Genomic DNA, 21,282 nt, shown 5'->3' with positions numbered 1-21,282 from the left:
CGGGTGGGCCGGACAGTACGATCGCCTTCGGGTCGACGCCCTCGTGCGGCTGGACAGCGTGGCCGTGGTCCGGGAGGCACGGAGGGGCTGTGAACGGCATGCACAGTGACCAACCGGCCCGCGCCGCGTGGCGGAAGAGCTCCTGCAGCAACGGGCGGGGCGGGTGTGTCGAGGTCGACGAGTTGCGCCCCGGTGCGGTGCGCGACTCCAAGGACCCTCATGGCCCCGAACTCGTTCTCCCGGCGGAGGCGTGGCAGTCGTTCGTGCGGGCCGTTCGCTCCGGCGAGTTCGATGACATCTGACCGATCCGAGTGACGGAGGTGGTGCGTCATGCCCAGGCGTGACTACGAGGACGACCCGAACGCCCCCGAGGCCAACTCCCTCGTTCCGGCCGCTTCCGTCGTCGTGGTCGACGACGCGGGCCGGGTTCTGCTCCAGCGGCGTACCGACAACGGGAAGTGGGCGCTGCCCGGTGGCCGGATGGACATCTGTGAGTCGATCGCCGGGTGCGGTGTCCGCGAGACGCGCGAGGAGACCGGCATCGACATCGAGATCACCGGGATCGTCGACACCTACACCGATCCCCGCCACGTCTTCGCCTACGACGGCGAGGTCCGGCAGGAGTTCTCGATCTGTCTCCTCGGGCGCCCGCTGGGCGGGGAGTTGCGGGTGTCCGACGAGTCCCACGAGGTGGCGTGGTTCAGCCCGGCCGAGACGGATGGGCTGCCGATGGTGTCGAACATCCGCCGGCGGCTGGCCGACTGGCGCTCCGGGAAGATCCCCATGGTGCGGTAGCTGCCGTTCTCCGATCGGCTCCCTGTCACTTCCTGGCGTTGGTGCGCTTCGTCGGCTCGGCGGTGGTCGGGTCCTCGGGCCAGGGGTGGCGGGGGTAGCGACCCCTGAGATCCGCCCTGACGGCGTGGTAGCCGTTCTTCCAGAAGCCTTCCAGATCGCCGGTGATGGCGGCGGGGCGGCCGGCGGGGGAGAGCAACTGCACGGTGAGCGGGACCCTTCCGCCGGCCAGGGACGGGGCGGCCTTCCAGCCGAAGAGTTCCTGCAACTTGACGGCCAACACGGGCCGTTCGGTGCTGTAGTCGACCCGTATCTTCGATCCGCTGGGCACGGTGATGCGTTCGGGGGCCAGCTCGTCCAGGCGGCCGGCCTGGCCGCTTGCCCAGGGGAGGAGGCGTTGCAGGGCGTCCGTCGTGTTGATCCTTGCCAGGTCGGCGCGGCGGCGGGCGCGGGACAGTTCGGGTTCCAGCCACTCCTCGGCGCGTTCGAGCAGTGCGGAATCGGACACGTCCGGCCAGGGGTCGCCGATCGCCGCGTGGAGGAACGCCAGGCGTTCGCGCAGGTTGGACGGGAAGGTCAGCAGGGCGCTCACGCCCTCGCGGGTGAGGCCCTCGACGACGGCCGCCCGGACGAGCGCCCGGTCGGGCCGGGTCAGCGGCTTCTCGGCGAGTTCGATGGCGCCGAGGGACTCCACCCGGCGGGCGGTGACCTCGTCGCGCCGGGTGTCCCAGTGGACCTCCTCGCGCGCGCTCAGCAGGGACGCGCCCGCGAGCAGCGCGGTGTCCTCGTCGAGCGCCGCCGCGTGCAGCACCCGGGCCGAGTGCGACCCCGCCGGGCGGTCGGCCGCCGCGACGGCGAGCCAGGGAAGGGTGCCGAGCCGGGTGTCGCGGGAGAGTTCGGCGGCCGTCCCCGAGGCCATCAGGTACGGGCTGCGCTCGCCCGGTGCGGGCCGCTCGACCCTCGCCCGGGCGATGCGCTCCGGGAAGGCCAGGGCGACGACGAGGCCGACGGCGGTGGCGTCGGGCAGTCGGGTGGCGGGTTCGTCGGAGGTGGCGCGCTGCAGGCGGCGGACTTCGTCGCGCCAGCGTCCGGCGTAGGGGTCGCCGGAGGACTGAACGAGCCGCCACACCGCGGCGAGGTCGTCCCCCAGCGCCCGCGGCGGCTCCTCCGACAGCAGCGCGACCACCTCGGCCGCCCGGCGGGCGCCCACGGCGGGTGCGCCGTCGACCAGTGCCCGTCCCAGTCGCGGGTGCAGCCCGGTGCGGGCGAGCCGCACTCCGCGCTCGGTCGCCCGGCCGTCCGAGGAGACCGCCCCGAGGGCGACCAGGGTCTCCCGGGCGGCGGCCATCGCGCCGGCGGGCGGGGCGTCGGGCAGGGCGAGTCCGGTGGCGTCCGGGTCGCCCCAGCAGGCCACCTGGAGGGCGAACGGGGTGAGGTCGGCGACCGCGATCTCGGGGGTGGGGAAGCGGGCGGCGCGGGCGTCCTCGGCCTCGTGCCAGCAGCGGTAGACGGTGCCGGGCGCCTCGCGGCCCGCGCGGCCGGCGCGCTGGCGGGCGGCGGCGAGCGAGGCGCGCACGGTGACCAGGGCGGCGAGGCCCCGGGCGTGGTCGGTGCGCGGCTCCCGGGCGAGTCCGGCGTCGACCACGATCCGCACGCCGGGCACGGTGAGGGAGGATTCGGCGACGGCGGTGGCGAGGACGACGCGACGCCCCGGCGAAGGGGTGAGCGCCGCGTCCTGGACGGCCTGCGGCGCGCGCCCGTGCAGTTGCAGCACCTCGGCCGGGACCCCGCCCAACTGCCCGGCGACCCGGGCGATCTCGCCGACGCCGGGCAGGAAGCAGAGCACGTCCCCGTCCCGTTCGTCCAGGGCCCGCCGGACCACCGCCGCGACGTGGTCGAGCAGTGCGAAGTCCACCCGGGTGCCGTGCGCGGGCCGGACGGCGCGCGGCGGCGGCGCCCACACCACCTCGACCGGGTGCGAGACGCCGTGCGCCTCGACCACCGGCGCGCCGTCCAGGAGTTCGGCCCAGGCGGCGGTGTCGGAGGTGGCGGAGGCGCAGACGATCCGCAGTTCGGGCCGCAGGGCGGCGCGGACGTCGAGCAGGAAGGCGAGCGCGGTGTCCGCGTCCAGGTGCCGTTCGTGGCACTCGTCGAGCACGACGACGTCGACGCCGGGCAACTCCTGGTCGCGCTGGAGGCGTTGCAGCAGCACGCCGGTGGTGACCACCTCGACCGCGGTCTCCGGGCCGACGCGGCGCTCGCCGCGCACGGTGTACCCGACCTCGCGGCCCACGGAGGAGCCGAGCAGCCAGGCCATCCGCCGGGCGGCGGCCCGGACGGCGAGCCGGCGCGGTTCGGCGACCAGGACCCGGCGCACGGGCCGGCCGTCGGCGAGCAGCCCGGCCAGGGCGAGCGGCACCAGGGTGGTCTTGCCGGTGCCGGGCGGCGCGGCGAGGACGGCGGTGCCCGGTCCGTCCAGCGCCGCGTGCAGCGCGGGCAGGGCGGTGCGGACGGGCAGGTCGTGCCAGGAGGGGTTCGACAAGCGGGCTCAGCCCCGCTCGGCGACGAAGATCGCGGTGCCGGGGATGAGCCGCCCGCGCAGCGGCGACCAGCCGCCCCAGTCCTGCTCGTGTCCTTCCGGCCACTCCGGTTCGACGAGGTCGACCAGCCGGAAGCCGGCGGCGACGAGTTCGCGGACCCGGTCGCCGAGCGTGCGGTGGTGTTCGACGTAGGTGGCGCGGCCCTGCTCGTCCTCCTCGACGTAGGGGGTGCGGTCGAAGTAGGAGGAGACGGCGGTGAGGCCCTCGACGCCGGGTTCGTCGGGGAAGGCCCAGCGGATCGGGTGGGTGACCGAGAAGACCCAGCGCCCGCCCGGTCGCAGCACCCGGTGCACCTCGCGCATCAGGGCCTCGGTGTCGGCGCTGAACGGCACGGCGCCGTAGGCGGAGCAGGCGAGGTCGAAGGCGCTGTCGGCGAACGGGAGGACGGCGGCGTCGGCCTGGACCACGGGCACGGGTGCGGCGCCGCGGGCGAGGTCGATCCGGCGGGAGTGCTGGAGCTGGCGGTAGGAGATGTCGAGGGCGACCGGGCGGGCGCCGCGGGCGGCCAGCCAGCGCGAGCACTGGGCGGCGCCGGCGCCGATCTCCAGCACGCTGCGGCCGGCGACGTCGCCGAGCAGGCGGGCGTCGGCCTCGTCGAGGCCCTCGGGGCACCAGGTGAAGCGGTCGTCGCCGAGGAACTCGCCGTGCTCGTCCTGGTACTCGTCGGCGTTGCGGTCCCACCAGTGGCGGCTGGCGCGGCTGCTCTCGCCGGCGCCGGCGGACCTCCTTACCGCGTCGTCGCCGTCCTCGTCAAGATCGTCGGGCTCGGGGAGGGGGGTGCCGGTCACGGTGAGAAGGCCCATCGCGTAGGGTGTCGTCTGCGGAAGCGCCGCTGTCGCGATCCGGTCCGAGAGGGCCGGGGTCCCGGCGGTGGCATCCGGGGAAGGGGTCCCTTCGGCCGCCACCTAACGGTGCGCAATCGGAGGATATGGCCTGTTCCATGCCGGGCTCCACCGTCTTGCCGTTGTTGGCGTTGACCGTGCCTGGCCGTCCCCGTATGCTACAAGTTGCGCTGCGGGCCTGCGCGCCTCGGACGGAGCAGGTCGCGCTCGCATCTGTCGAAGACCCCACGGTCGCAAGACGGACGCCGATTCTCCCGTGCTGCGGGATTCCCGGTGCTCCGTGTTCTTGGCTGTCCGGCTTTCGGTGGGAGCGATACGGGCCCTCCGCGTGGCATTACCTACGACTTTCATGTCCGTACCGGAGCCCTTTTCCTAATGACGAGCCCCACCGACTCCTCCCTCAGCACCACCCCGCAGGTCGCGCTGAACGACATCGGCGACGCCGAGGCGTTCCTGGCCGCGATCGACGAGACCATCAAGTACTTCAACGATGGCGACATCGTCGAGGGCGTCATCGTGAAGGTCGACCGTGACGAGGTTCTCCTCGACATCGGTTACAAGACCGAGGGCGTCATCCCGTCCCGCGAGCTGTCGATCAAGCACGACGTCGACCCGCACGAGGTCGTCGCCGTCGGCGACAACATCGAGGCCCTGGTTCTCCAGAAGGAGGACAAGGAGGGTCGTCTCATCCTGTCCAAGAAGCGCGCTCAGTACGAGCGTGCCTGGGGCACGATCGAGAAGATCAAGGAAGAGGACGGGATCGTCACCGGTACCGTCATCGAGGTCGTCAAGGGTGGTCTCATCCTCGACATCGGCCTCCGTGGCTTCCTGCCGGCCTCGCTCGTCGAGATGCGTCGCGTCCGCGACCTCCAGCCCTACGTGGGCAAGGAGCTCGAGGCCAAGATCATCGAGCTGGACAAGAACCGCAACAACGTGGTCCTGTCCCGCCGTGCCTGGCTGGAGCAGACCCAGAGCGAGGTCCGCCAGACCTTCCTCACCACCCTGCAGAAGGGTCAGGTGCGCTCCGGCGTCGTCTCCTCCATCGTCAACTTCGGTGCCTTCGTGGACCTGGGTGGCGTCGACGGCCTGGTGCACGTCTCCGAGCTGTCCTGGAAGCACATCGACCACCCGTCCGAGGTTGTCGAGGTCGGCCAGGAGGTCACCGTCGAGGTTCTCGACGTTGACATGGACCGCGAGCGCGTCTCCCTGTCGCTGAAGGCGACCCAGGAGGACCCGTGGCAGCAGTTCGCCCGTACCCACCAGATCGGCCAGGTCGTTCCGGGTAAGGTCACCAAGCTGGTTCCGTTCGGTGCGTTCGTCCGCGTGGACGAGGGCATCGAGGGTCTGGTCCACATCTCCGAGCTGGCCGAGCGCCACGTCGAGATCCCGGAGCAGGTCGTCCAGGTCGGCGACGAGATCTTCGTCAAGGTCATCGACATCGACCTCGAGCGTCGCCGCATCAGCCTCTCGCTGAAGCAGGCCAACGAGGCGCTGGGTGCCAACCCGGCCGAGGTCGAGTTCGACCCGACCCTCTACGGCATGGCCGCGTCGTACGACGACCAGGGCAACTACATCTACCCGGAGGGCTTCGACCCCGAGGCGAACGACTGGCTGCCCGGCTTCGAGAAGCAGCGCGAGGAGTGGGAGCGGCAGTACGCCGAGGCCCAGACCCGCTTCGAGCAGCACCAGGCCCAGGTCATCAAGAGCCGCGAGGCCGACGCGGAGGCTGCTGCCGAGGGTGGCGACGCCGTTGCCGCCGCGGCCGGTGGCTCCTACTCGTCCAGCAGCGACGAGGGCTCGGGCGCCCTGGCCTCGGACGAGGCCCTGGCCGCCCTGCGCGAGAAGCTGGCCGGCGGCCAGAGCTGAAGCTCTGCCCCTGCCGCTGAGGCCGGTTAGCGCCGGCTGATCAGCGCTCGGTGTCATCGATGAACCCCGCTCGGTTTCCGAGCGGGGTTCATTGTTTTTCGGTCTTCATTATTTATTCCTTATGTGCTGGATTTTTGTGATTAGGGGCTCATCGGATGCCTATGGGTGATTCGGGACCTAGGGCCTACCTTGGGATGAGTTGCCCGATGGGTCGCTCACCCGGCCCCACACGCTAGGCACCCCACGCATATGCGCCGTCGCTCTGCCGTGACCTCCGCTTCCCCCCTCATGTCCGACGCCGGGACGTCCGCCGACTCTCGGGTCGCCGGACGTCTCGCCGCCCTCGGCCGGTTCTGCTACCGGCAGCGGCGCTGGGTGCTCGGTTTCTGGGCGGTCGTGCTGGTCATAGGCGTGCTGATCGGCGGACGGGTCTTCGAGGGCACGGTGGCCGGCGCCTCCTCCGCCTCCGCCGAGTCGGACCGGGGCAGCGCCGTCGTCGCCGCCGCCGACCCGGCCCGGGGCACCGTCACCGCCGTGGTGGACGGCCGGCCCGTGGACGACACGGCCGTCCGCGACGCCGTCACTCGGGCCACCGCCGAGATCGCGGCCCTGCCCGGCGTCTCCTCGGCCGTCGACGCCTACGGGCCCGGCCCGGGCGCCGAGGCGCTCCGCTCGGCCGACGGCACCGCGAGCCTGGTCTCGGTGCGGATGGCCGACACCAGTACCTCCGCGCAGGCCACCGCCGTGAACCAGCGGCTGGCCGCGATCCAGTCCGAGGTCCAGCCCGGTGGCGGCAAGGTCACCGTCGGCGGGGACCTCGTGCTCCAGGACGAGGTCAAGAAGCAGACCGAGAAGGACACCCGCTTCGGCGAGATCGTGACCCTGCCGCTCACCCTGATCGTGATGGTCCTGGTGTTCGGGGGCCTGGCCGCCGCGAGCCTGCCGGTGATCGGCGCCGTCGCCTCGGTGGGCGGGGCACTGCTGGCCATGTTCGGCTTCAGCAAGATCATGGACATCGACACCAGCGTGCTGCCGATCGCCACCGTGCTGGGGCTCGGACTGTCGATCGACTACGCGCTGCTCATGGTGAATCGTTTCCGCGAGGAACGCGGGCACGGAGCGCCGATCGCCGCCGCCGTGGAGCGGACCGCCGCCACCGCCGGGCGCACCGTCGCCTTCTCCGGACTGACCGTCGCCGTCGCCCTGTCCGGGCTGTTCGTCTTCACCAGCCCGGTGCTCGGGGCGGTCGCCGCGGCCGGGGTGAGCGTCGTGGTGATCGCGGTGGCCGCCGCGCTGACGCTGGTGCCCGCGCTGCTCGGCTTCGCCGGGCGCCGGATCAGGACGCCTTCCGCGCCCGTCCCCGACGAGGGCTTCTTCAGCCGGACCGTGCGCCGGGTCCGCAAGCGGGCCGTGCTGGTCGCGCTGGTGTGCACCGGGGTGCTGCTGGCCGCCGGGGCGCCGTTCCTGCACGCCGAGATGCGCAACTCCGGGGCCGCCGTACTGCCCGCCTCCTCGGCCGGCCGGCAGGTCGCCGAGACCGTCGACCAGCGTTTCCCGCAGGCCTCGGCCGCCCCGATCACGGTGGTGGTGCAGAGCGGTGCGACGGTCGCCCAGGCCTACGCGGACGACGTGGTGTCCCAGCTGCCCGGCGTCAGCGGGGTGCGGGCCGTCACCCCGGTGAGCGACACCGTCTCCACCATTGACGTCCTGGTGCACGGCGACCCGCAGGGCGGCGAGGCCAAGAAGGTCGTCGAGGAACTGCGCGCGGACCGGGGCGGGCTGACCACCCAGGTGACCGGCGGGGCGGCCTCGGTGGTCGACTTCCAGGACGAACTGCTCACCCGGGGGCCGATCGCGCTCGGCCTGGTCGCCCTCGGCACGCTGATCCTGCTCTTCCTGATGACCGGCTCGGTGGTGATGCCGGTCAAGGCCCTGCTGATGAACCTGCTCTCACTGGGCGCCTCGCTCGGCGCGCTGACCCTGGTCTTCCAGGACGGCTGGTTCAGCGGCCTGCTCGGCTTCAGTCCGACCGGCGGACTGGAGACCTTCATCCCGGTCCTGGTGTTCGCCTTCGCCTTCGGGCTGTCGATGGACTACGAGGTCTTCCTGCTGGCCCGGATCAAGGAGCTGCGGGACAAGGGCCACAGCTGCACCCGGGCGGTGGAGCTGGGTGTCCAGCGCAGCGGTCGGATCATCACCTCGGCGGCACTGCTGATGGTGATCGTCTTCGCCGGCTTCGCCCTCGGCGACATGCTGATGGTCAAGCAGATGGGCATCGCGCTGGCGGTCGCCGTGGCGGTCGACGCGACCCTGGTCCGCTGTCTGCTGGTGCCGGCCGCGATGAGCTTCTTCGGCGAGTTCAACTGGTGGGCGCCGCGACCGCTGCGGCGGCTGCACGACCGGTTCGGGCTGAGCGAGCACGTCGAGCTGCCGGAGCTGGCCCCGGCCGTGCTGCCGGCGCAGCGTCCGGCGGAGGAACTGGTCAGCACCGGCTCGTAGTCGCCCGGAGCCGGCTCGGCGGGGCCCCGTGGTCTCCCGGGGCGGGGGCGACGGTCGGGCCCGGTCGCGGTCGGGGCGGTCGCGGTCAGGGCAGGCGGCGGAGCAGGCCGACAGCGCTGCGCAGGGTCTCGCGCTCCTCGGAGGTGAGGCGGGCCTCGATCGCCTCGGCGATCCGCGCCTCGCGGCGGGCGCGCTGTTCGGACAGGGCGGCGCGGCCGGCCTCGGTGGCGGTGACCAGCAGCTTGCGGCGGTCGGTGGTGTGCGGCTGCTGGGTGACCAGGCCGGACTCGGTGAGCAGCGCGACCGTGCGGGCCATCGACTGGTGCCGGACGCGCTGCAGGACGGCCAGTTCGGCGACGGTGTACGCGCGGTCGTCGCGGACCAGCAGTCCGAGTACGCCGGCCTGGTTCTGCGGCAGCGTGTCGTCGGGGCGCAGTGCGCGGACCAGTTCGCCGATGGCGCCGCGCAGGTCGGCGGCGAGTTCGAGGGTCTCGGGGTGCGGGCTGTTCACGGGAGAAGCCTACCCCGAAGATCTACAGCAAAACTGTGCAGCTTTGCTGTATGTTCTGCCTATGCGGATCACCAAGTTCGGACATGCCTGTGTACGCCTCGAGCACGGGGGGACGACCGTGGTCGTCGACCCCGGATCGTTCACCGATCCCGCCGCCCTGGCCGGCGCGGACGCCGTCCTGATCACCCACGAGCACGTCGACCACTTCGAGGAGGCCCGGCTGCGGGCCGCCCTGGAGGCGGATCCGGAGCTGCGGGTGTGGACCAACACGGATGTCGCCGGGAAGCTGGACGGGGTCGGCCGGCGGGTGACGGCGGTCGGCGAGGGCGACGCCTTCGACGTCGGCGGGATCCCGGTCTCGGTGCACGGCGAGTGGCACGCGGTCATCCACCCGGACATCCCACTGGTGCGGAACATCGGCTTCCTGTTCGGCGGACGGCTGTTCCACCCCGGCGACGCGCTGCTCGTCCCGCCGGCTCCGGTGGACACCCTGCTGCTGCCGATCGCCGCGCCGTGGACCAAGGTCGGCGAGCTGGTCGACTACGTCCGGGAGGCCGGTGCGCGGCAGGCGGTGCCGGTGCACGACGCGGTGCTCAGCCCGGTCGGCCTCGCCGTGCACACCCGGCTGCTCGGCCCGGGCGGACCGGGTGGCGCGGAGCTGCGCACCCTGGGCGAGGGCGAGAGCCTCGACGTGGGGTGAGTCCCCGGATCCCGGGGCGGCGGAGTGGTCCGGGGTGACGTCGCGGGCTGACGTCCCCGGGCTGACGTCCCCGGGCTGCCGTCCCGGGGTGACGGGAGGGCGGTGCGCGCCGGTAGCCTGACGCCATGCTGAAGATCGGACTGACGGGTGGCATCGGCGCGGGCAAGAGCGAGGTCTCGCGGCTGCTCGCCGCCCATGGCGCGGTGATCGTGGACTCCGATGTGATCGCCCGCGAGGTGGTCGCCCCCGGGACGCCCGGCCTCGCGGCCGTGGCCGCCGAGTTCGGCCCGGGCGTGCTCGCGGCGGACGGCTCGCTGGACCGGCCCGCCCTCGGCGCGGTCGTCTTCGCCGATCCGGCCCGGCTGAAGGCGCTGAACGCGATCGTCCACCCGCTGGTCCGGGCGCGGTCCGCCGAACTGGAGTCGGCGGCCGCGCCGGACGCGGTGGTGGTGCACGACGTTCCGCTGCTGGCCGAGAACGGGCTCGGCCCGCTGTACGACCTGGTGGTCGTGGTCGACGCGGCGGACGAGGTGCGGATCGACCGGCTGGTCGAGCTGCGCGGCATGACCGAGGACGAGGCCCGGGCCCGGATGGCGGCCCAGGCGAGCCGGGCGGACCGGCTGGCGATCGCCGATCTGGTGATCGACAACAGCGGCCCGCTGTCGGAGCTGGCCCCCCGGGTCGACGAGGTCTGGGAGCGGCTGACCGCCCGGCGCTGACCACGCGCCGACCCTGCACCGGCGCCGCTCGGGTGGCTCGCCCCGCTCAGGCCGCGGTGGCGTGGCCCACGGCCGCGGCCGCGAAGGCCCGGATCATCGGGTGCGCCTTGGTGCCGTCCCCGGCGAGCTCCGGCTGGAACAGCGAGGCGAGGAAGAACGGGTGCTCCTGCTCCGGCAGCTCCAGGATCCGCAGCTCGCCCCCGTCGTCCGCGCCGGTGAACCGCAGACCTCCCGCGCGAAGACGTTCCAGATAGCCGTCGTTCAGCCCGTACGCGCAGTGGTACCGCTCCACGGTGCGCGGTGCGCCGAGCACCCGTTCGGCCAGCGAGCCGGGGGTCAGCCGGACGGCACCCTCGTGCCCCACCAGGGAGCAGCTGAGCGGCACGATCACCCGGTCCGCCTCCTCCGGGTTGCTCTCGCCGTGCGCGGCGCCGTCGATGCCGCAGACGTGCCGGGCGTACTCCAGCACCGCGTGCTGGAAGCCGGCGCAGGTGCCGAGGAAGGGGATGCGCCGCTCGCGGGCGGTGCGGACGGCGGCGACCGCGCCGTCCTCGCTGCGGTACGGGCTGCCGGGCAGCAGCCAGACCGCGTCGAAGCCGTCGAGCGCGCCGGGGGCCGCGGCGTCCTCGGTGGGGATCCAGTAGGCGTCCAGGACGAGCTGCTCGCGGGTGGCGAGCGCGTCGAGCAGCCCCGGGATGCGGGCGTGCGAGCGGACGGCGGCCGAGCGGTCGCCGACCAGGGCCAGGCGGGAGGTGGGATGCGTCATGCGGTTATCCTGACCGCCGACGCGGCATCAGCGCCAACGATGATTCCTTACCTCTCGATCAGTGGATGTGATGGCAGATGGAGCCGCAGCAGCTGCGCACCTTCGTCACGGTGGCCCGGCTGGGCTCGTTCTCCGACGCGGCCCGCGAACTCGGCTACACCCAGTCCGCGGTCTCCCAGCAGATCGCGGCGCTGGAGGCGGACCTCGGCACGGCCGTGCTCCACCGCCGCCCGGTCGGGCCGACCGGTGCCGGTGAACGCCTGCTGGAGCACGCCGGGGCGCTGCTGCTGAGGATCGATGCGGCGCGCGCCGACATCGCGCGCCTGGCGGGTGCCGCGAGCGCCCGTCTCGCGGTCGGGGCCACCCCGCTGGCGGTCGGGGTGGAACTGGGGCGCGCGCTCGCCGAGGTGCGCCGGGCGTATCCGGCGGTGGACCTGACGGTGCGGGTGGTCGCCCAGGACGTGCTGCCCGCCGAGGTCGCCACCGGCGCGGTCGACCTCGCGCTCGTCGACGGCCCGGCCGCGCCCAGCGACCCGCTCCCGCTGCCGGACGTGGGCCCGCTCGCCACCGTCGCCGTCGCCGAACAGCCGCTCGTCGTCGCGCTGCCGTCCGGCCACCCGCTCGCCGGGCGCTCCGGCCTGGCGCTCGCGGACCTGTCCGCCGCCCACTGGCTGGACGCCCCGGGCCTCGCCCCGACCGCCGCCCGGTTGAGCGCCGCCACCGGCGTCGAGGGCTACCGGCCCGCCGCCCGCTACCTGGGCACCGATGTGCGGGGGCTGCTCGCCCTGGTCGCGGCCGGGCACGGGCTGGCGCTGCTGCCCGCCACCGCCCTGGCCGGGGTCCCGGACGTGGCGGCGGTGCCGGTCCGGGCTCCCCGCCTGGTGCACCGGACGGAACTGGTGCACGGCGCGCTGCCGGAGGGGCCCGCCGCGCTGCTGGCCCGGCTCCTGGCGGGGGACCGGGGCGGGGCATCCCGCCCGGAGGTGTGACGGCTCAGCCGACGATGCGGGCGCCGGGACAGCAGGGCCCCTCGACCTGGTAGCACACGTAGCGCAGGCAGCCGAGGCAGACCGAGATGTTCTCCAGTCGCCAACTCTGGCCGTGGCAGGCGCAGTCGGCCCGTTCGCGCAGCAGCGCGTCCCACCCGTCGGCGCCGCCGTTGGCGGCGAAGGCCGCGGCGACGTACTCCGCGGTCGCCGGGTCGTCCTCGGTGGTGCCGCGCCGGGCGGCGTCCAGGTGCCAGCAGTAGAGGGCGAGCAACGGCCGCCCGTCGACCAGGCGGTAGCGGGCCCGCCCGTCGTCCTCCCAGTCCCGGACCAGCCGGGCGACCCGTTCGGGGAACGGTCGCGCGGGGTCGAGGAGGCGGCGGTTTCCCTGCGGCGGTAGCGGCTCGGCGGTCATGTGGTCCCCTTTCCGGGGCCCACGGTAGGGTGTCACGTGGTGAAGTCACCGGCCGGGGTGGGGTGTTGGGCGGATCGCCGGGCTAGGAGCAGGTGGTGCCCTCGGCCGGCACCTTGTCGGCCAGCAGGTACTGGTCGACGACCTGCTTGAGGCAGGCGTTGCCGGAGTCGTAGCCGCCGTGGCCCTGGCCCTGGAGGGTGACCTGGACCCCGACGCCCGCGCCGAGCTGCCGCGCCATCGCCCCGGCGCCCTCGTACGGGGTGGCCGGATCGCCGGTGTTGCCGATGACGACGATCGGTGCCGAGCCCGCGGCGGACACCTCGGGGAGGTCGGCGCTCCCCTGGACCGGCCAGCCGGTGCAGGAGGTCAGGCCCCAGGCGGTGAAGTCTCCGAACACCGGCGAGGCCTGGCGGAACGTGGGCAGCAGCCCCTGGACGTCGGCGGCGGTGTAGCGCGACCTGTCGTCGGCGCAGCTGATCGCCCGGTTGGCGGCGGACTGGTTGCTGTAGTGGCCCTGCTGGTCGCGGCCGGAGTAGGCGTCGGCGAGCGCGAGCAGGGTGGTGCCGGTGCCGCCCCGCATCGCCTCCTGGAGGCCGATGGAGAGGGCGTTCCAGGTGTTCGGGTTGTAGAGCGCGGCGGCGATGCCGGTGACCGCGAGGTCCTGGGTCAGCCTGCGGTTGCTGTCGGTGGGCAGCGGGGCGGTGTCGAGGCCGTTCAGCAGGTCGGTGATGCGCCGGGTGCCCTCGTCGCCGCCCTGGCCGGTCGGGCAGGACGGCCCGGCCTGGGCGGCGCACGCCTTCATGAAGTTCTCCAGGGCGAGTTGGAAGCCCTTCGCCTGGCCGAGCGCGCTCTGCACCGGGTCCTTGGTCGGGTCGACGACGGCGTCCATCACCAGGTGGCCGACGTTGCCCGGGTACTGGTGGGCGTAGACGCCGCCGAGTTCGGTGCCGTAGGAGATGCCGAAGTAGTGCAGTTTCGCGTCGCCGAGCACCTGGCGCATCAGGTCGAGGTCGCGGGCGGCCGAGACGGTGTCGACGTGGGGCAGGACGGCGCCGGAGTTCTGCTCGCAGGCGGCGGTGTAGGCGGAGCCGGCCGCGTCGAGCGCGGTGGTCTCGGCCTGGTCGTCGGGCGAACCGTCGACGGCGGCGGAGGCGTCCGTGGCGGCGTCGTCCAGGCACCGCACGCCCGCGCTGTTGCCGACCCCGCGCGGGTCGAAGCTCACCAGGTCGTAGCGGGCGTTGAGGTCGGCGTAGTCCTTGGCGAGGGCGGGCAGGGTGGCGACGCCGGAGCCGCCGGGACCGCCGAAGTTGTAGATCAGCGAGCCGATCCGGGGCTGCCCGCCGGTGCCGGTGGCCACGGCCCGGATCAGGGCCAGGTCGATGGTCTGACCGTCGGGCTTCGCGTAGTCCAGCGGGGCCTTGAGCGTGGCGCACTCCCAGGGCGCGCCCGGGGCCGAGCCGTCGCCGCCCTGGGCGGTGGAGGGTGCCGGGCAGGGCTGCCAGCCGAGCTGCTGGCCGGTGAGCGAGGCCGGCAGCGGCGGGACGCCCGCGCTGGTGGAGGCTGCGGGAGCAGTGGCTGCGGCGGAGGCGGAGGCGGTGGACGGCCCGGACGTCGCGGAGCCGGTGCCGGAGCCGGTGCCGGAGCCGGTGCCGCTCTCGCAGGCGGCCGTGGCGGTGGCCAGGACCGCGGCGAGGCCGAGGGCCCCGGCGCCGCGTACGACAGGGTGCATGGAGGGTCCGTTCCTGGGATCGCGGCGGGGTTGCGGGCGGGCGGCGGTGGCGGCCGCGGGGCTGCTGCGGCGTCAGCCTAGGGACGGGGCGCGCCCGGCGCGGGGCGACGCGCCGTCGGCCGGGGGCCGTGCGGGTGGTCCGGCGCGGCGGGGGAGGGGCGGGCGCAGGGGTTGCCGAAGTCCGGGTGGCTCGTTGTTCCTGCCGTGAGCCCTGACTTTTCCGCCCGTGGCGGTTGTGAAGAAACGATTCTGCATGCCCGCGTCGCTGTTCCGGCGGTGCGCACCATCCGGAGGCGGTCATGACGTACGACAGCCCGCGCGTCCCCGCGCAGTACGCCCCCGGTGACGGCTGCGCCGTCGCGCTCGACCTCCGGGTCGCCGTCTGCCCCGGCCTGACCGTCTCCGTCGCGGCCCGGCTGCGGTACCACACCGCCGACCCCTACGCCGTCTTCCTCGACAACCACACCGACCTCGCCACGCCCATCACCTGGGTGTTCGCCCGCGACCTGCTCGCCACCGGACTGCACGGCTGGTCCGGGATCGGCAGCGTCTCGGTCCACCCCGGTGTGGACGAGCGGCTCGACTCCGTCTTCATCACCCTCACCGGCGAGGGGAGCAGCGTGGTCCTGCGGGCCCCCGCCGAGCGGGTCCGGGCGTTCCTCGCCCGCACCGAGAGCCTGGTCCCGATCGGGTGGGAGCGCACCCACCTCGACCTGGACGGCCTGCTGCGGCGGTTGTACGAGGGCGGCGCCGCCTCACCGGGTCCGTGAGGCACCGGGCGCGCTACTGCCTGCGGGGTGCGCTACCGCCGCCCCGCGCCCCCGCCGGGTGTGCGAGTGCCCGGGCGGCGGCCCGGTGCCGGGGCGCCCGGGGCGGCGAGCACCTCCCGGTAGGGCGCGAGCAGGGCCGCCACCGGGTCGCTCCCACCGGCCCCGGCCCGGGTCCGGTCACGCCTGCCCGGTGGTCTCCGGGCGCAGCGCGCGGACGGCGAACAGCGTGGTGAGGTGCGGCGAGCCGAAGTACAGCGGCAGTCGCCCGGTGCGGAAGTAGCCGCCGGCCGGCCAGGAGCCGTCCGGGAGCTGGGTGTCGGCCAACCGGCGGCGCAGTTCGGGCAGTTCGGCGGTCCCGCCCGCGTACTCGCCGGCGATCACGAGCAGCGCCACCGCAAGCGGTGTGTCGGCGGTCTGGGTGGTCACGTGCCCCACAGCCCGCCGCACCGGCTCGGCGAGTTCGGGCACGACGGTGGAGGCCCGGGCGGCGGCGTGCAGGAAGGCCTCCGGGGCGGCGTAGTTGAGGGTGCCGGTGCGGGGGCCGTTGAGGTGTTCGACCACGTAGCGGAGCGTCGCCTCGGCCGCCGGGTGCGGCAGCCGGCCGACGGCGCCCGGGAGGTGCAGGGTGAACAGGACATTGGCGGCGGCGACGGCGTCGTAGCGGCGTCCGCGGGCGGGGCTGCTGTCGCTGTCCTCCCAGTAGGCCGGTATCGGACCGTCGTCCGGGCCTATCTGGGTGTCGAGCAGCTCGCGTGCCAGGTCGTCCAGTTCGGACGCTCCGAGCAGTCCGTGCCGGGCCAGTCCGGCGGCCGCGACGGCGGTGCTGTCGGTGTCGGCGGGGATCGGCCGACCGGGCGGGAAGATGCGGTAGCGCCGCGCCTCCGGCTCTCGGTACCGGGCGACCTGCGGCGCGAGCGCGGCGACCAGTTCGCGCTCCTCGGCCCGCCCGGAGTCCGGCCGCAGCAGCGCGAGCCCCCACATCGCGGAGAGGCCCTCGTCGTCCGGGTCGAACCCGAGATCCTCCCCGTGGGTGACGAGCAGGTGGCGGCGCCCGTCGGCGCCGCTGAGCGGTCTGCGCAGCTCCGGGTCGGCGCCGGGCCGGGCGGACGGCAGCCCAGCGGGCCCCAACGCCCGGTGGAGGAAGCCCAGTCCGCGCCCGACGGCGTCGTCCCACGGCGTTTCGTCGGCGGACATCGCGTCCCGTCCCCTCATCGCTGCCGGCCGGCGGATCGGCCGACCGGCCCCCGCCCTGTCCACCCTCCTTCCTGCCCGGTCGTGGCGCCCGCATGCCTCAGTCGGCGAGCGGCCTGCGGAACAGGCCGGTGAGCAGCACGGGCAGGCCGAAGAGCGGGGACGCGGGCTCCTGCGGGACCATCGGCCGGATCTCCAGCTCCGTGAACCCGGCGAAGATCCAACGGAGTTCGTCCGGTGTGAAGGCCAGCCCGCCGTCCAGCCGCCCGTTGCGGTACAGCTCGGCGTCCGGCAGCTCCGAACCCATCTCGCCGGCCGCGAAGCAGGTCAGCCCGAAGTACCCGCCCGGTGCGAGGACGCGCTCCAGCAGGGCCAGGTAGCTGATCCGGCGGTGCGGCGGGAGGTGGTGCAGGCAGCCCGAGTCGTACACCAGGTCGTACTGGGGGAGGGGCAGTTCGGCGCTGAAGATGTTGCCGTGGTGGAAGCGCGGGGCGACGCCCGCCGCGTCCGCGCGCTCGCGCGCCCAGGCGAGGGCGGTCGCCGAGAGGTCGACTGCGTCCACCTCGAAGCCGCGCGAGGCGAGGTGCACGGCGTTGCGGCCGGCCCCGCAGCCGAGGTCCAGCACCCGAGCGCCGGGCGGCAGCAGGCCGCCGTCGAGCCGAGCGACGAGGTTCTCGTCCGGCTTGTCGACGAAGAACGGCCGCCCCGAGGCCCGGTCGGCGTAGAAGCCGTCCCACCAGTCGGCGGCCCGGTCGGTCCAGCGGTCCGCCTCGGGGCGGAAGAGCCCGTCGAGCAGGTCGAGGACGTCGTCGACGGAGCGGATGGCGCGGTTCAAGGGCGGGCCTTTCGGTGGGGTGGGATGCTCCCAGCCTAGGAGTCCGCGGCCGTACTCTCACCCCCGATTCCCTGCGCCGAAAGGGCCGTTGAGCCCCGCTGCGGCCCCGGTCGGACGTCCCCCGTCCTGGCCCCCGGACCCCGGGACGGGCGACCGGCCGCACCGTGCCGCAGGCCCGGGAAAGGGCGTTCGGGCGGGCCGCCGGAGCCCGCCGGACGGGGGTGCCGGATCACATGTCGATCACGTTCCGGAGGCCGCTCCGCCCGCGTCCCGAGTCACGCTCAGGTGCCGTCGGCCGCACCGGCGGAGAGGAGTTCGCAGTCGGCGAAGTTCATGCAGCCGCAGGCGAGGCAGGCCGCGACGGCGTCCCGGAGCTGCTGGGTCTGCCGGACGACGCGGTCGAGCTCGGGGAGCTTGCGTTCGGCCAGGGCGCGCCACTGGCGGGTGGTGCCGCGGGTGGTGGAGGTGTCCAGCAGCCCCCGGATCTCGGCCAGCGTGAAGCCCGCCCGCTGCGACATCCGGATCAGCGCGACCCGGCGCAGCGTGGCCGCCGGCCAGACCCGGCGGCCGCCCTCGCGCCGGGCGGCGGGCAGCAGGCCGAGGCTCTCGTAGTACCGCAGCGCCGAGGGCCGCAGCCCGGTCTGCCGGGCCAGCTCCCCGATACCGACATCCTGCACGTCCGCCCCGTTCCCCGGTTCCGCTTGACTTCAAGCGCGCGTGAACCGCTTGCCTGGCCCGCATGATCTCATCCGCACCACTGGTCCGGCGGCTTCCCCCGGCCTACCGTCCGCTGTTCGCCCCCGGCCCGTTCCGCCGTCTGCTCCCCGCGCTCGCGGTGTCCGACCTCGGGGACGGCATGAGCGCCGTGGCCGTGCCGTGGCTCGCGCTGCAACTGGCCCCGCCCGGGCAGACCGGGCTGTACGTCGGGGCCGCCGTCGCCGCCTACGTCCTGCCCGGCGCGCTCGGTGCGCTGCTGCTCGGCCGTTGGCTGCGCGGACTGCCCGCGCGGCGCCTGATCCGGGCGGACGCGTGGACGCGCGCGGCGCTGCTGGGCGCGATCCCCGTCGGGTGGGCGTTCGGTGTGCTGGGGCCCTGGCTGCTGCTGGTCCTGCTGGCCGGTTCCTCGCTGCTGCACGGGTGGGGCGCGAGCGCCAGGTACGCCCTGGTGGCCGAGGTGCTCCCGGCGGATCGGCGGCTGGCGGCCAACGCGCTGCTCAGCACGAGCGGCTGGGTGGCGATGATCGCCGGACCGGCGCTGGCGGGGACGCTGACGGCGGTGGTCGCACCGGCCTGGGTGCTCGGGCTGGACGCCCTGTCGTTCGCGGTGCTGGCGGTCGGTGCCGGGAGGCTGTCCGCCGTCCCCGCTGCCGTCCCCGCCTCCGTTCTGGACCGGCCGGAGCGGGAGGCCGTGCCGCGCGGCGAGGGGCTGCGGGTACTGCGGACCAGGCCGGAGCTGCTGGCCCTGCTCGTTCTGACCTGGCTGTTCAACCTGGCCTGGGGCCCCGTGGAGGTCGCGCTGCCGCTGTTCGTCGGGCAGGAGCTGGCGGCCGGGCCCGGTCTGCTCGGCACCTACTGGGCGGCCTTCGGGGTCGGGGCGGTGCTGGGCGCGCTGGCCGTCGGCATGCTGCGCCGCGGCGCGGTCCGGCGGGTGCTGCTGGGGATCGTCGCCGCGCACGGCGTCGCCCTGCTGTCGTTCGCGCCGCCCGGCCCGGCCGCGGTCTCGGTGGCCGGGTTCGCCGTGGTCGGGCTGGTGTACGGCCCGTACGGCGCGCTGTCGCTCGGCCTGTTCCAGGACCTCACGCCGCCGCCCGCCCTCACCTCCGTCCTCGCCCTGAGGTCGTCTGTGCTGATGACGGCCTCCCCGGCGGGCGCGACCCTGGGCGGTCCGCTGACTGCCGTGCTGGGGCCGCGCGCCGTGCTGGTCGGGGCGGGACTGGCGATGATCGCCGTGGCCGGGTGCGCGGCCGGGGCGCCGGCCCTCTCCGGACGCCTCGCGCGCCGGAAGTCGGCAGGTCCGACTTCCGGTCCCGGGGCGCGGGCCGGGGCCGGTGGATAGGGTCGGCCGTATGACGGACGACGGTGTGCGGGTGGTGCTGATCGGCGGGACGTCGAACACCGGGAAGTCGACGCTCGGCCGGCTGCTGGCGGACCGGCTCGGCTTCGCGTACCGGACGACGGACACACTGGCGCGCCACCCCGGCCGACCGTGGCCGGTGCCGGGGTGGGAGGTGCCGCCGCACGTGGCCGAGCACTACCGGACCCTCGCCGTCGAGGAGTTGATCGCCTCGGTGCGGGAGCAATACGCGCGGCTGTGGCCCCGGATCGAGCAGCTGATCGTGGACGGTGCAGGAGCGGGCCTCGTCCTGGAGGGTTCGGCGCTGTGGCCGCCCGAGGTGGCGCGGCTCACCGGCGGCAGGGTGTCCGCCCACTGGCTGCGTGCGGACGAGGCCGTCCTGCGTACCCGGATCCGGACGGCCGGGCGGTACCCGGAGGCGACCCCGGACGGCCGGTACCTGATGGACAAGTTCCTGGCCAGGTCGGTGCGTTACCAGGAACTGCTGCTCGCCGAGCTGTCGGTGCTCGGGTCGGAGCCGCTGGAGGCGGGGGACGGCCGGTCCGTCGCGGAGCTGGCGGACGCGGTGCTCGCGGCCGTCACCGATCGGCCGCCCGTCACAGGTGCAGGGTGAACGAACCCTCGCCGTGGCGGCGGCCGTTGACCTGGAGTTCCAGCAGGTGCACGCCGGGGTGGTAGCGCCGGGTGCTGATCGGCTTCACGGCGTGCCGCCGGGTCGCCCGCAGGGTCTCGCCGGGCGCCAGTGAACGGGTGGTCAGCTTGAAGACCTTGGGAGTCCGGCCCCCGTTGGCCTTCACGTGGTGCACGACGTAGTCGATCACCACGCTGGTGCTCTCGTCGTGGGTGTTGGTCACCGCGTACTCGAACACCAGGTCCTCGCCGAGCCGGAGGTCCGGGGTCAGTACCTGCGGGCCCTCGACGGTCACTTGGACGTCCGGGCGGTGACCGAACAGGGTGAGCGCCTCCGGGTGGCCCGCCTTGATCAGGGTGCGCAGACCGTGCCGGACCAGTTGCGGCGTGGTCGGCGCCGGATCGGCGAGCCAGCGGCCGGCGGCCTCGACGGCGAGGTCGGGGTGGTCGCGGCTGATGTCGTTGAGGTGGTTGGCGACCGAGCGGCGCACGTAGTCGGACTCGTCCCGGTACAGCGCGTCGAGCAGTGGCAGCGCGGGCCTCGGATCGGCGATCAGCGCGGGCAGCTGGGGAGCCCAGGGCAGGCGCGGCCGGGTGCCCTCGCTCACCAGCCGCCGGACGTGCGGATCCGGATGGTCGGTCCACCGGGCGACAACGGCGAGCGCGCGGGCCTGGTCGGCCCGGAGGAACGGGCGGACGGCGCTCTCGGAGGTGTGCCGGGGCGTGAGCGCGGCGAGCAGCGCGAGCGCGGGCTCGAACGCGTCCAGGCCGCGCACGGCGACGGCCTCACCGACCGGGAAGGTCATCCACCCGGTGAACTCCTCGTCCCGCAGCGCGTCCTGCAGCACCCGCTCGAACTCCGGGTAGGCGGCCGGGAGATCGGCGAGCACGGCATCGCGGATCGCCACGACGCGTTCGCGGAAGCCGAGCGGGTCCAGGGCCGCACCGCAGCGGTCGAGGGCCTCCGTGGTGGTGCCATGCCCGGTGCGGGCGAGGCAGCGGGCGAGCGCGGCGACGGTGTCCTGGTCGATCATCTCGGCGGCCGTGGGCACGGTTGCCTCCTGGTGACGTGCGGGTTTGCCGTGGTCGTCGAACGGTACGCGGCGGGTCGGACAACGCCCGGTTCTGCCGGATCCGGCCAAGTTCGTGGTCGAAGACTTCGGGTGCCGAATGATCGGATATGAGTCATTTCTCCGCTTTGCGTTGTCCTTGCCATGACATCCCCGCATCGGCGCGGTCTGTCCAGCACTGATCGGGAGAATGTCCGGCCATATCCGCCGATGTACCGGCGGGCATTGTTCCGTTCTGGCCCGAGAAATCCGGATCACCCAATTCCAGGTGGCTGAAGCTGGACATG

21 protein-coding genes are annotated in these 21,282 nt (G+C 74.1%); 10 read left to right on the top strand and 11 right to left on the bottom strand.

Annotated elements, in window-relative coordinates; translation table 11 throughout:
• Nucleotides 1-98: 98 nt before the first annotated feature.
• Nucleotides 99-302 (top strand): DUF397 domain-containing protein, encoded by a 204-nt coding sequence (locus BI06_RS27600; RefSeq protein ID WP_043473241.1) that lies wholly within the window; start codon nucleotides 99-101, stop codon nucleotides 300-302.
• A 28-nt stretch (nucleotides 303-330) separates the two neighbouring features.
• Nucleotides 331-795, top strand: coding sequence for an NUDIX domain-containing protein (locus BI06_RS27595; RefSeq protein ID WP_043472298.1), 465 nt, complete (start codon nucleotides 331-333; stop codon nucleotides 793-795).
• Between the two features lie 25 nt (nucleotides 796-820).
• Here the strand turns inward: BI06_RS27595 and hrpB are convergent, their stop codons facing one another.
• Together hrpB and BI06_RS27585 are read right to left on the bottom strand one after the other, a co-directional pair.
• The gene (hrpB, locus tag BI06_RS27590) at nucleotides 821-3,334 is read right to left on the bottom strand and encodes an ATP-dependent helicase HrpB (RefSeq protein ID WP_043472296.1); all 2,514 of its coding nucleotides are present in this window, start codon (nucleotides 3,332-3,334) and stop codon (nucleotides 821-823) included.
• A 6-nt stretch (nucleotides 3,335-3,340) separates the two neighbouring features.
• Nucleotides 3,341-4,195, bottom strand: a complete 855-nt coding sequence (locus tag BI06_RS27585) for a class I SAM-dependent methyltransferase (RefSeq protein WP_051741979.1) — start codon at nucleotides 4,193-4,195, stop codon at nucleotides 3,341-3,343.
• Nucleotides 4,196-4,609: 414 nt separating this feature from the next.
• On the opposite strand from BI06_RS27585, the gene rpsA reads away from it, so the two are divergent.
• Nucleotides 4,610-6,100 carry a 30S ribosomal protein S1 gene (rpsA, locus tag BI06_RS27580; protein ID WP_030307517.1) on the top strand — a complete coding sequence of 497 codons (1,491 nt, stop codon included), beginning with the start codon at nucleotides 4,610-4,612 and terminating at the stop codon, nucleotides 6,098-6,100.
• Nucleotides 6,101-6,388: 288 nt separating this feature from the next.
• Nucleotides 6,389-8,599, top strand: a complete 2,211-nt coding sequence (locus BI06_RS27575) for an MMPL family transporter (RefSeq protein ID WP_051741978.1) — start codon at nucleotides 6,389-6,391, stop codon at nucleotides 8,597-8,599.
• An 85-nt stretch (nucleotides 8,600-8,684) separates the two neighbouring features.
• Here the strand turns inward: BI06_RS27575 and BI06_RS27570 are convergent, their stop codons facing one another.
• On the bottom strand, nucleotides 8,685-9,110 hold the full coding sequence (locus BI06_RS27570) for a MarR family winged helix-turn-helix transcriptional regulator (RefSeq protein ID WP_043472294.1): 426 nt from the start codon (nucleotides 9,108-9,110) through the stop codon (nucleotides 8,685-8,687).
• 61 nt (nucleotides 9,111-9,171) lie between these two features.
• On the opposite strand from BI06_RS27570, the gene BI06_RS27565 reads away from it, so the two are divergent.
• Nucleotides 9,172-9,810, top strand: a complete 639-nt coding sequence (locus BI06_RS27565) for an MBL fold metallo-hydrolase (RefSeq protein ID WP_030391352.1) — start codon at nucleotides 9,172-9,174, stop codon at nucleotides 9,808-9,810.
• Nucleotides 9,811-9,935: 125 nt separating this feature from the next.
• Nucleotides 9,936-10,529 (top strand): dephospho-CoA kinase, encoded by a 594-nt coding sequence (gene coaE, locus BI06_RS27560; RefSeq protein WP_030391351.1) that lies wholly within the window; start codon nucleotides 9,936-9,938, stop codon nucleotides 10,527-10,529.
• Nucleotides 10,530-10,575: 46 nt separating this feature from the next.
• On the opposite strand, the gene BI06_RS27555 is transcribed toward coaE, so the two are convergent.
• On the bottom strand, nucleotides 10,576-11,295 hold the full coding sequence (locus BI06_RS27555; RefSeq protein WP_030391350.1) for a CTP synthase: 720 nt from the start codon (nucleotides 11,293-11,295) through the stop codon (nucleotides 10,576-10,578).
• Between the two features lie 77 nt (nucleotides 11,296-11,372).
• Here BI06_RS27555 and BI06_RS27550 point away from each other — a divergent pair, with 77 nt between their 5' ends.
• The gene (locus BI06_RS27550) at nucleotides 11,373-12,284 is read left to right on the top strand and encodes a LysR family transcriptional regulator (RefSeq protein WP_030391349.1); all 912 of its coding nucleotides are present in this window, start codon (nucleotides 11,373-11,375) and stop codon (nucleotides 12,282-12,284) included.
• A gap of 4 nt (nucleotides 12,285-12,288) precedes the next feature.
• Here BI06_RS27550 and BI06_RS27545 read toward each other — a convergent pair whose 3' ends face one another.
• Nucleotides 12,289-12,696 carry a hypothetical protein gene (locus BI06_RS27545; RefSeq protein ID WP_030391348.1) on the bottom strand — a complete coding sequence of 136 codons (408 nt, stop codon included), beginning with the start codon at nucleotides 12,694-12,696 and terminating at the stop codon, nucleotides 12,289-12,291.
• Between the two features lie 82 nt (nucleotides 12,697-12,778).
• Nucleotides 12,779-14,425 carry an alpha/beta hydrolase gene (locus BI06_RS27540; protein WP_043472292.1) on the bottom strand — a complete coding sequence of 549 codons (1,647 nt, stop codon included), beginning with the start codon at nucleotides 14,423-14,425 and terminating at the stop codon, nucleotides 12,779-12,781.
• 299 nt (nucleotides 14,426-14,724) lie between these two features.
• On the opposite strand from BI06_RS27540, the gene BI06_RS27535 reads away from it, so the two are divergent.
• Entirely contained in the window at nucleotides 14,725-15,195 is a 471-nt protein-coding gene (locus BI06_RS27535) for an SsgA family sporulation/cell division regulator (protein WP_051741976.1), read from the top strand.
• Nucleotides 15,196-15,372: 177 nt separating this feature from the next.
• Here the strand turns inward: BI06_RS27535 and BI06_RS27530 are convergent, their stop codons facing one another.
• From BI06_RS27530 to BI06_RS27520, 3 genes are all read right to left on the bottom strand, one after another.
• Complete coding sequence (locus tag BI06_RS27530; RefSeq protein WP_043472290.1) at nucleotides 15,373-16,389, bottom strand: hypothetical protein; 1,017 nt, start codon at nucleotides 16,387-16,389, stop codon at nucleotides 15,373-15,375.
• Between the two features lie 97 nt (nucleotides 16,390-16,486).
• Nucleotides 16,487-17,221 (bottom strand): class I SAM-dependent methyltransferase, encoded by a 735-nt coding sequence (locus tag BI06_RS27525; RefSeq protein ID WP_043472287.1) that lies wholly within the window; start codon nucleotides 17,219-17,221, stop codon nucleotides 16,487-16,489.
• A gap of 281 nt (nucleotides 17,222-17,502) precedes the next feature.
• A complete protein-coding gene (locus tag BI06_RS27520; RefSeq protein WP_037778610.1) occupies nucleotides 17,503-17,898 on the bottom strand; it encodes a MerR family transcriptional regulator in 396 nt (131 codons plus the stop codon).
• 62 nt (nucleotides 17,899-17,960) lie between these two features.
• Here BI06_RS27520 and BI06_RS27515 point away from each other — a divergent pair, with 62 nt between their 5' ends.
• Nucleotides 17,961-19,277 (top strand): MFS transporter, encoded by a 1,317-nt coding sequence (locus tag BI06_RS27515; protein ID WP_051741974.1) that lies wholly within the window; start codon nucleotides 17,961-17,963, stop codon nucleotides 19,275-19,277.
• 10 nt (nucleotides 19,278-19,287) lie between these two features.
• Nucleotides 19,288-19,908 carry an AAA family ATPase gene (locus BI06_RS27510; RefSeq protein ID WP_051741972.1) on the top strand — a complete coding sequence of 207 codons (621 nt, stop codon included), beginning with the start codon at nucleotides 19,288-19,290 and terminating at the stop codon, nucleotides 19,906-19,908.
• On the opposite strand, the gene BI06_RS27505 is transcribed toward BI06_RS27510, so the two are convergent.
• Nucleotides 19,892-20,977 (bottom strand): DNA alkylation repair protein, encoded by a 1,086-nt coding sequence (locus BI06_RS27505; RefSeq protein WP_030391340.1) that lies wholly within the window; start codon nucleotides 20,975-20,977, stop codon nucleotides 19,892-19,894. The genes BI06_RS27510 and BI06_RS27505 overlap by 17 nt on opposite strands.
• Nucleotides 20,978-21,110: 133 nt before the next feature.
• On the bottom strand, nucleotides 21,111-21,281 hold the full coding sequence (locus BI06_RS51215; protein WP_158516465.1) for a hypothetical protein: 171 nt from the start codon (nucleotides 21,279-21,281) through the stop codon (nucleotides 21,111-21,113).
• Between the last annotated feature and the right edge of the window lies 1 nt (nucleotide 21,282).

The organism is Kitasatospora sp. MBT66 (genome assembly GCF_000710405.2).
Classification (GTDB): Bacteria; Actinomycetota; Actinomycetes; order Streptomycetales; family Streptomycetaceae; genus Kitasatospora; species Kitasatospora purpeofusca.
This window is presented reverse-complemented; position numbering and strand designations above follow the sequence as displayed.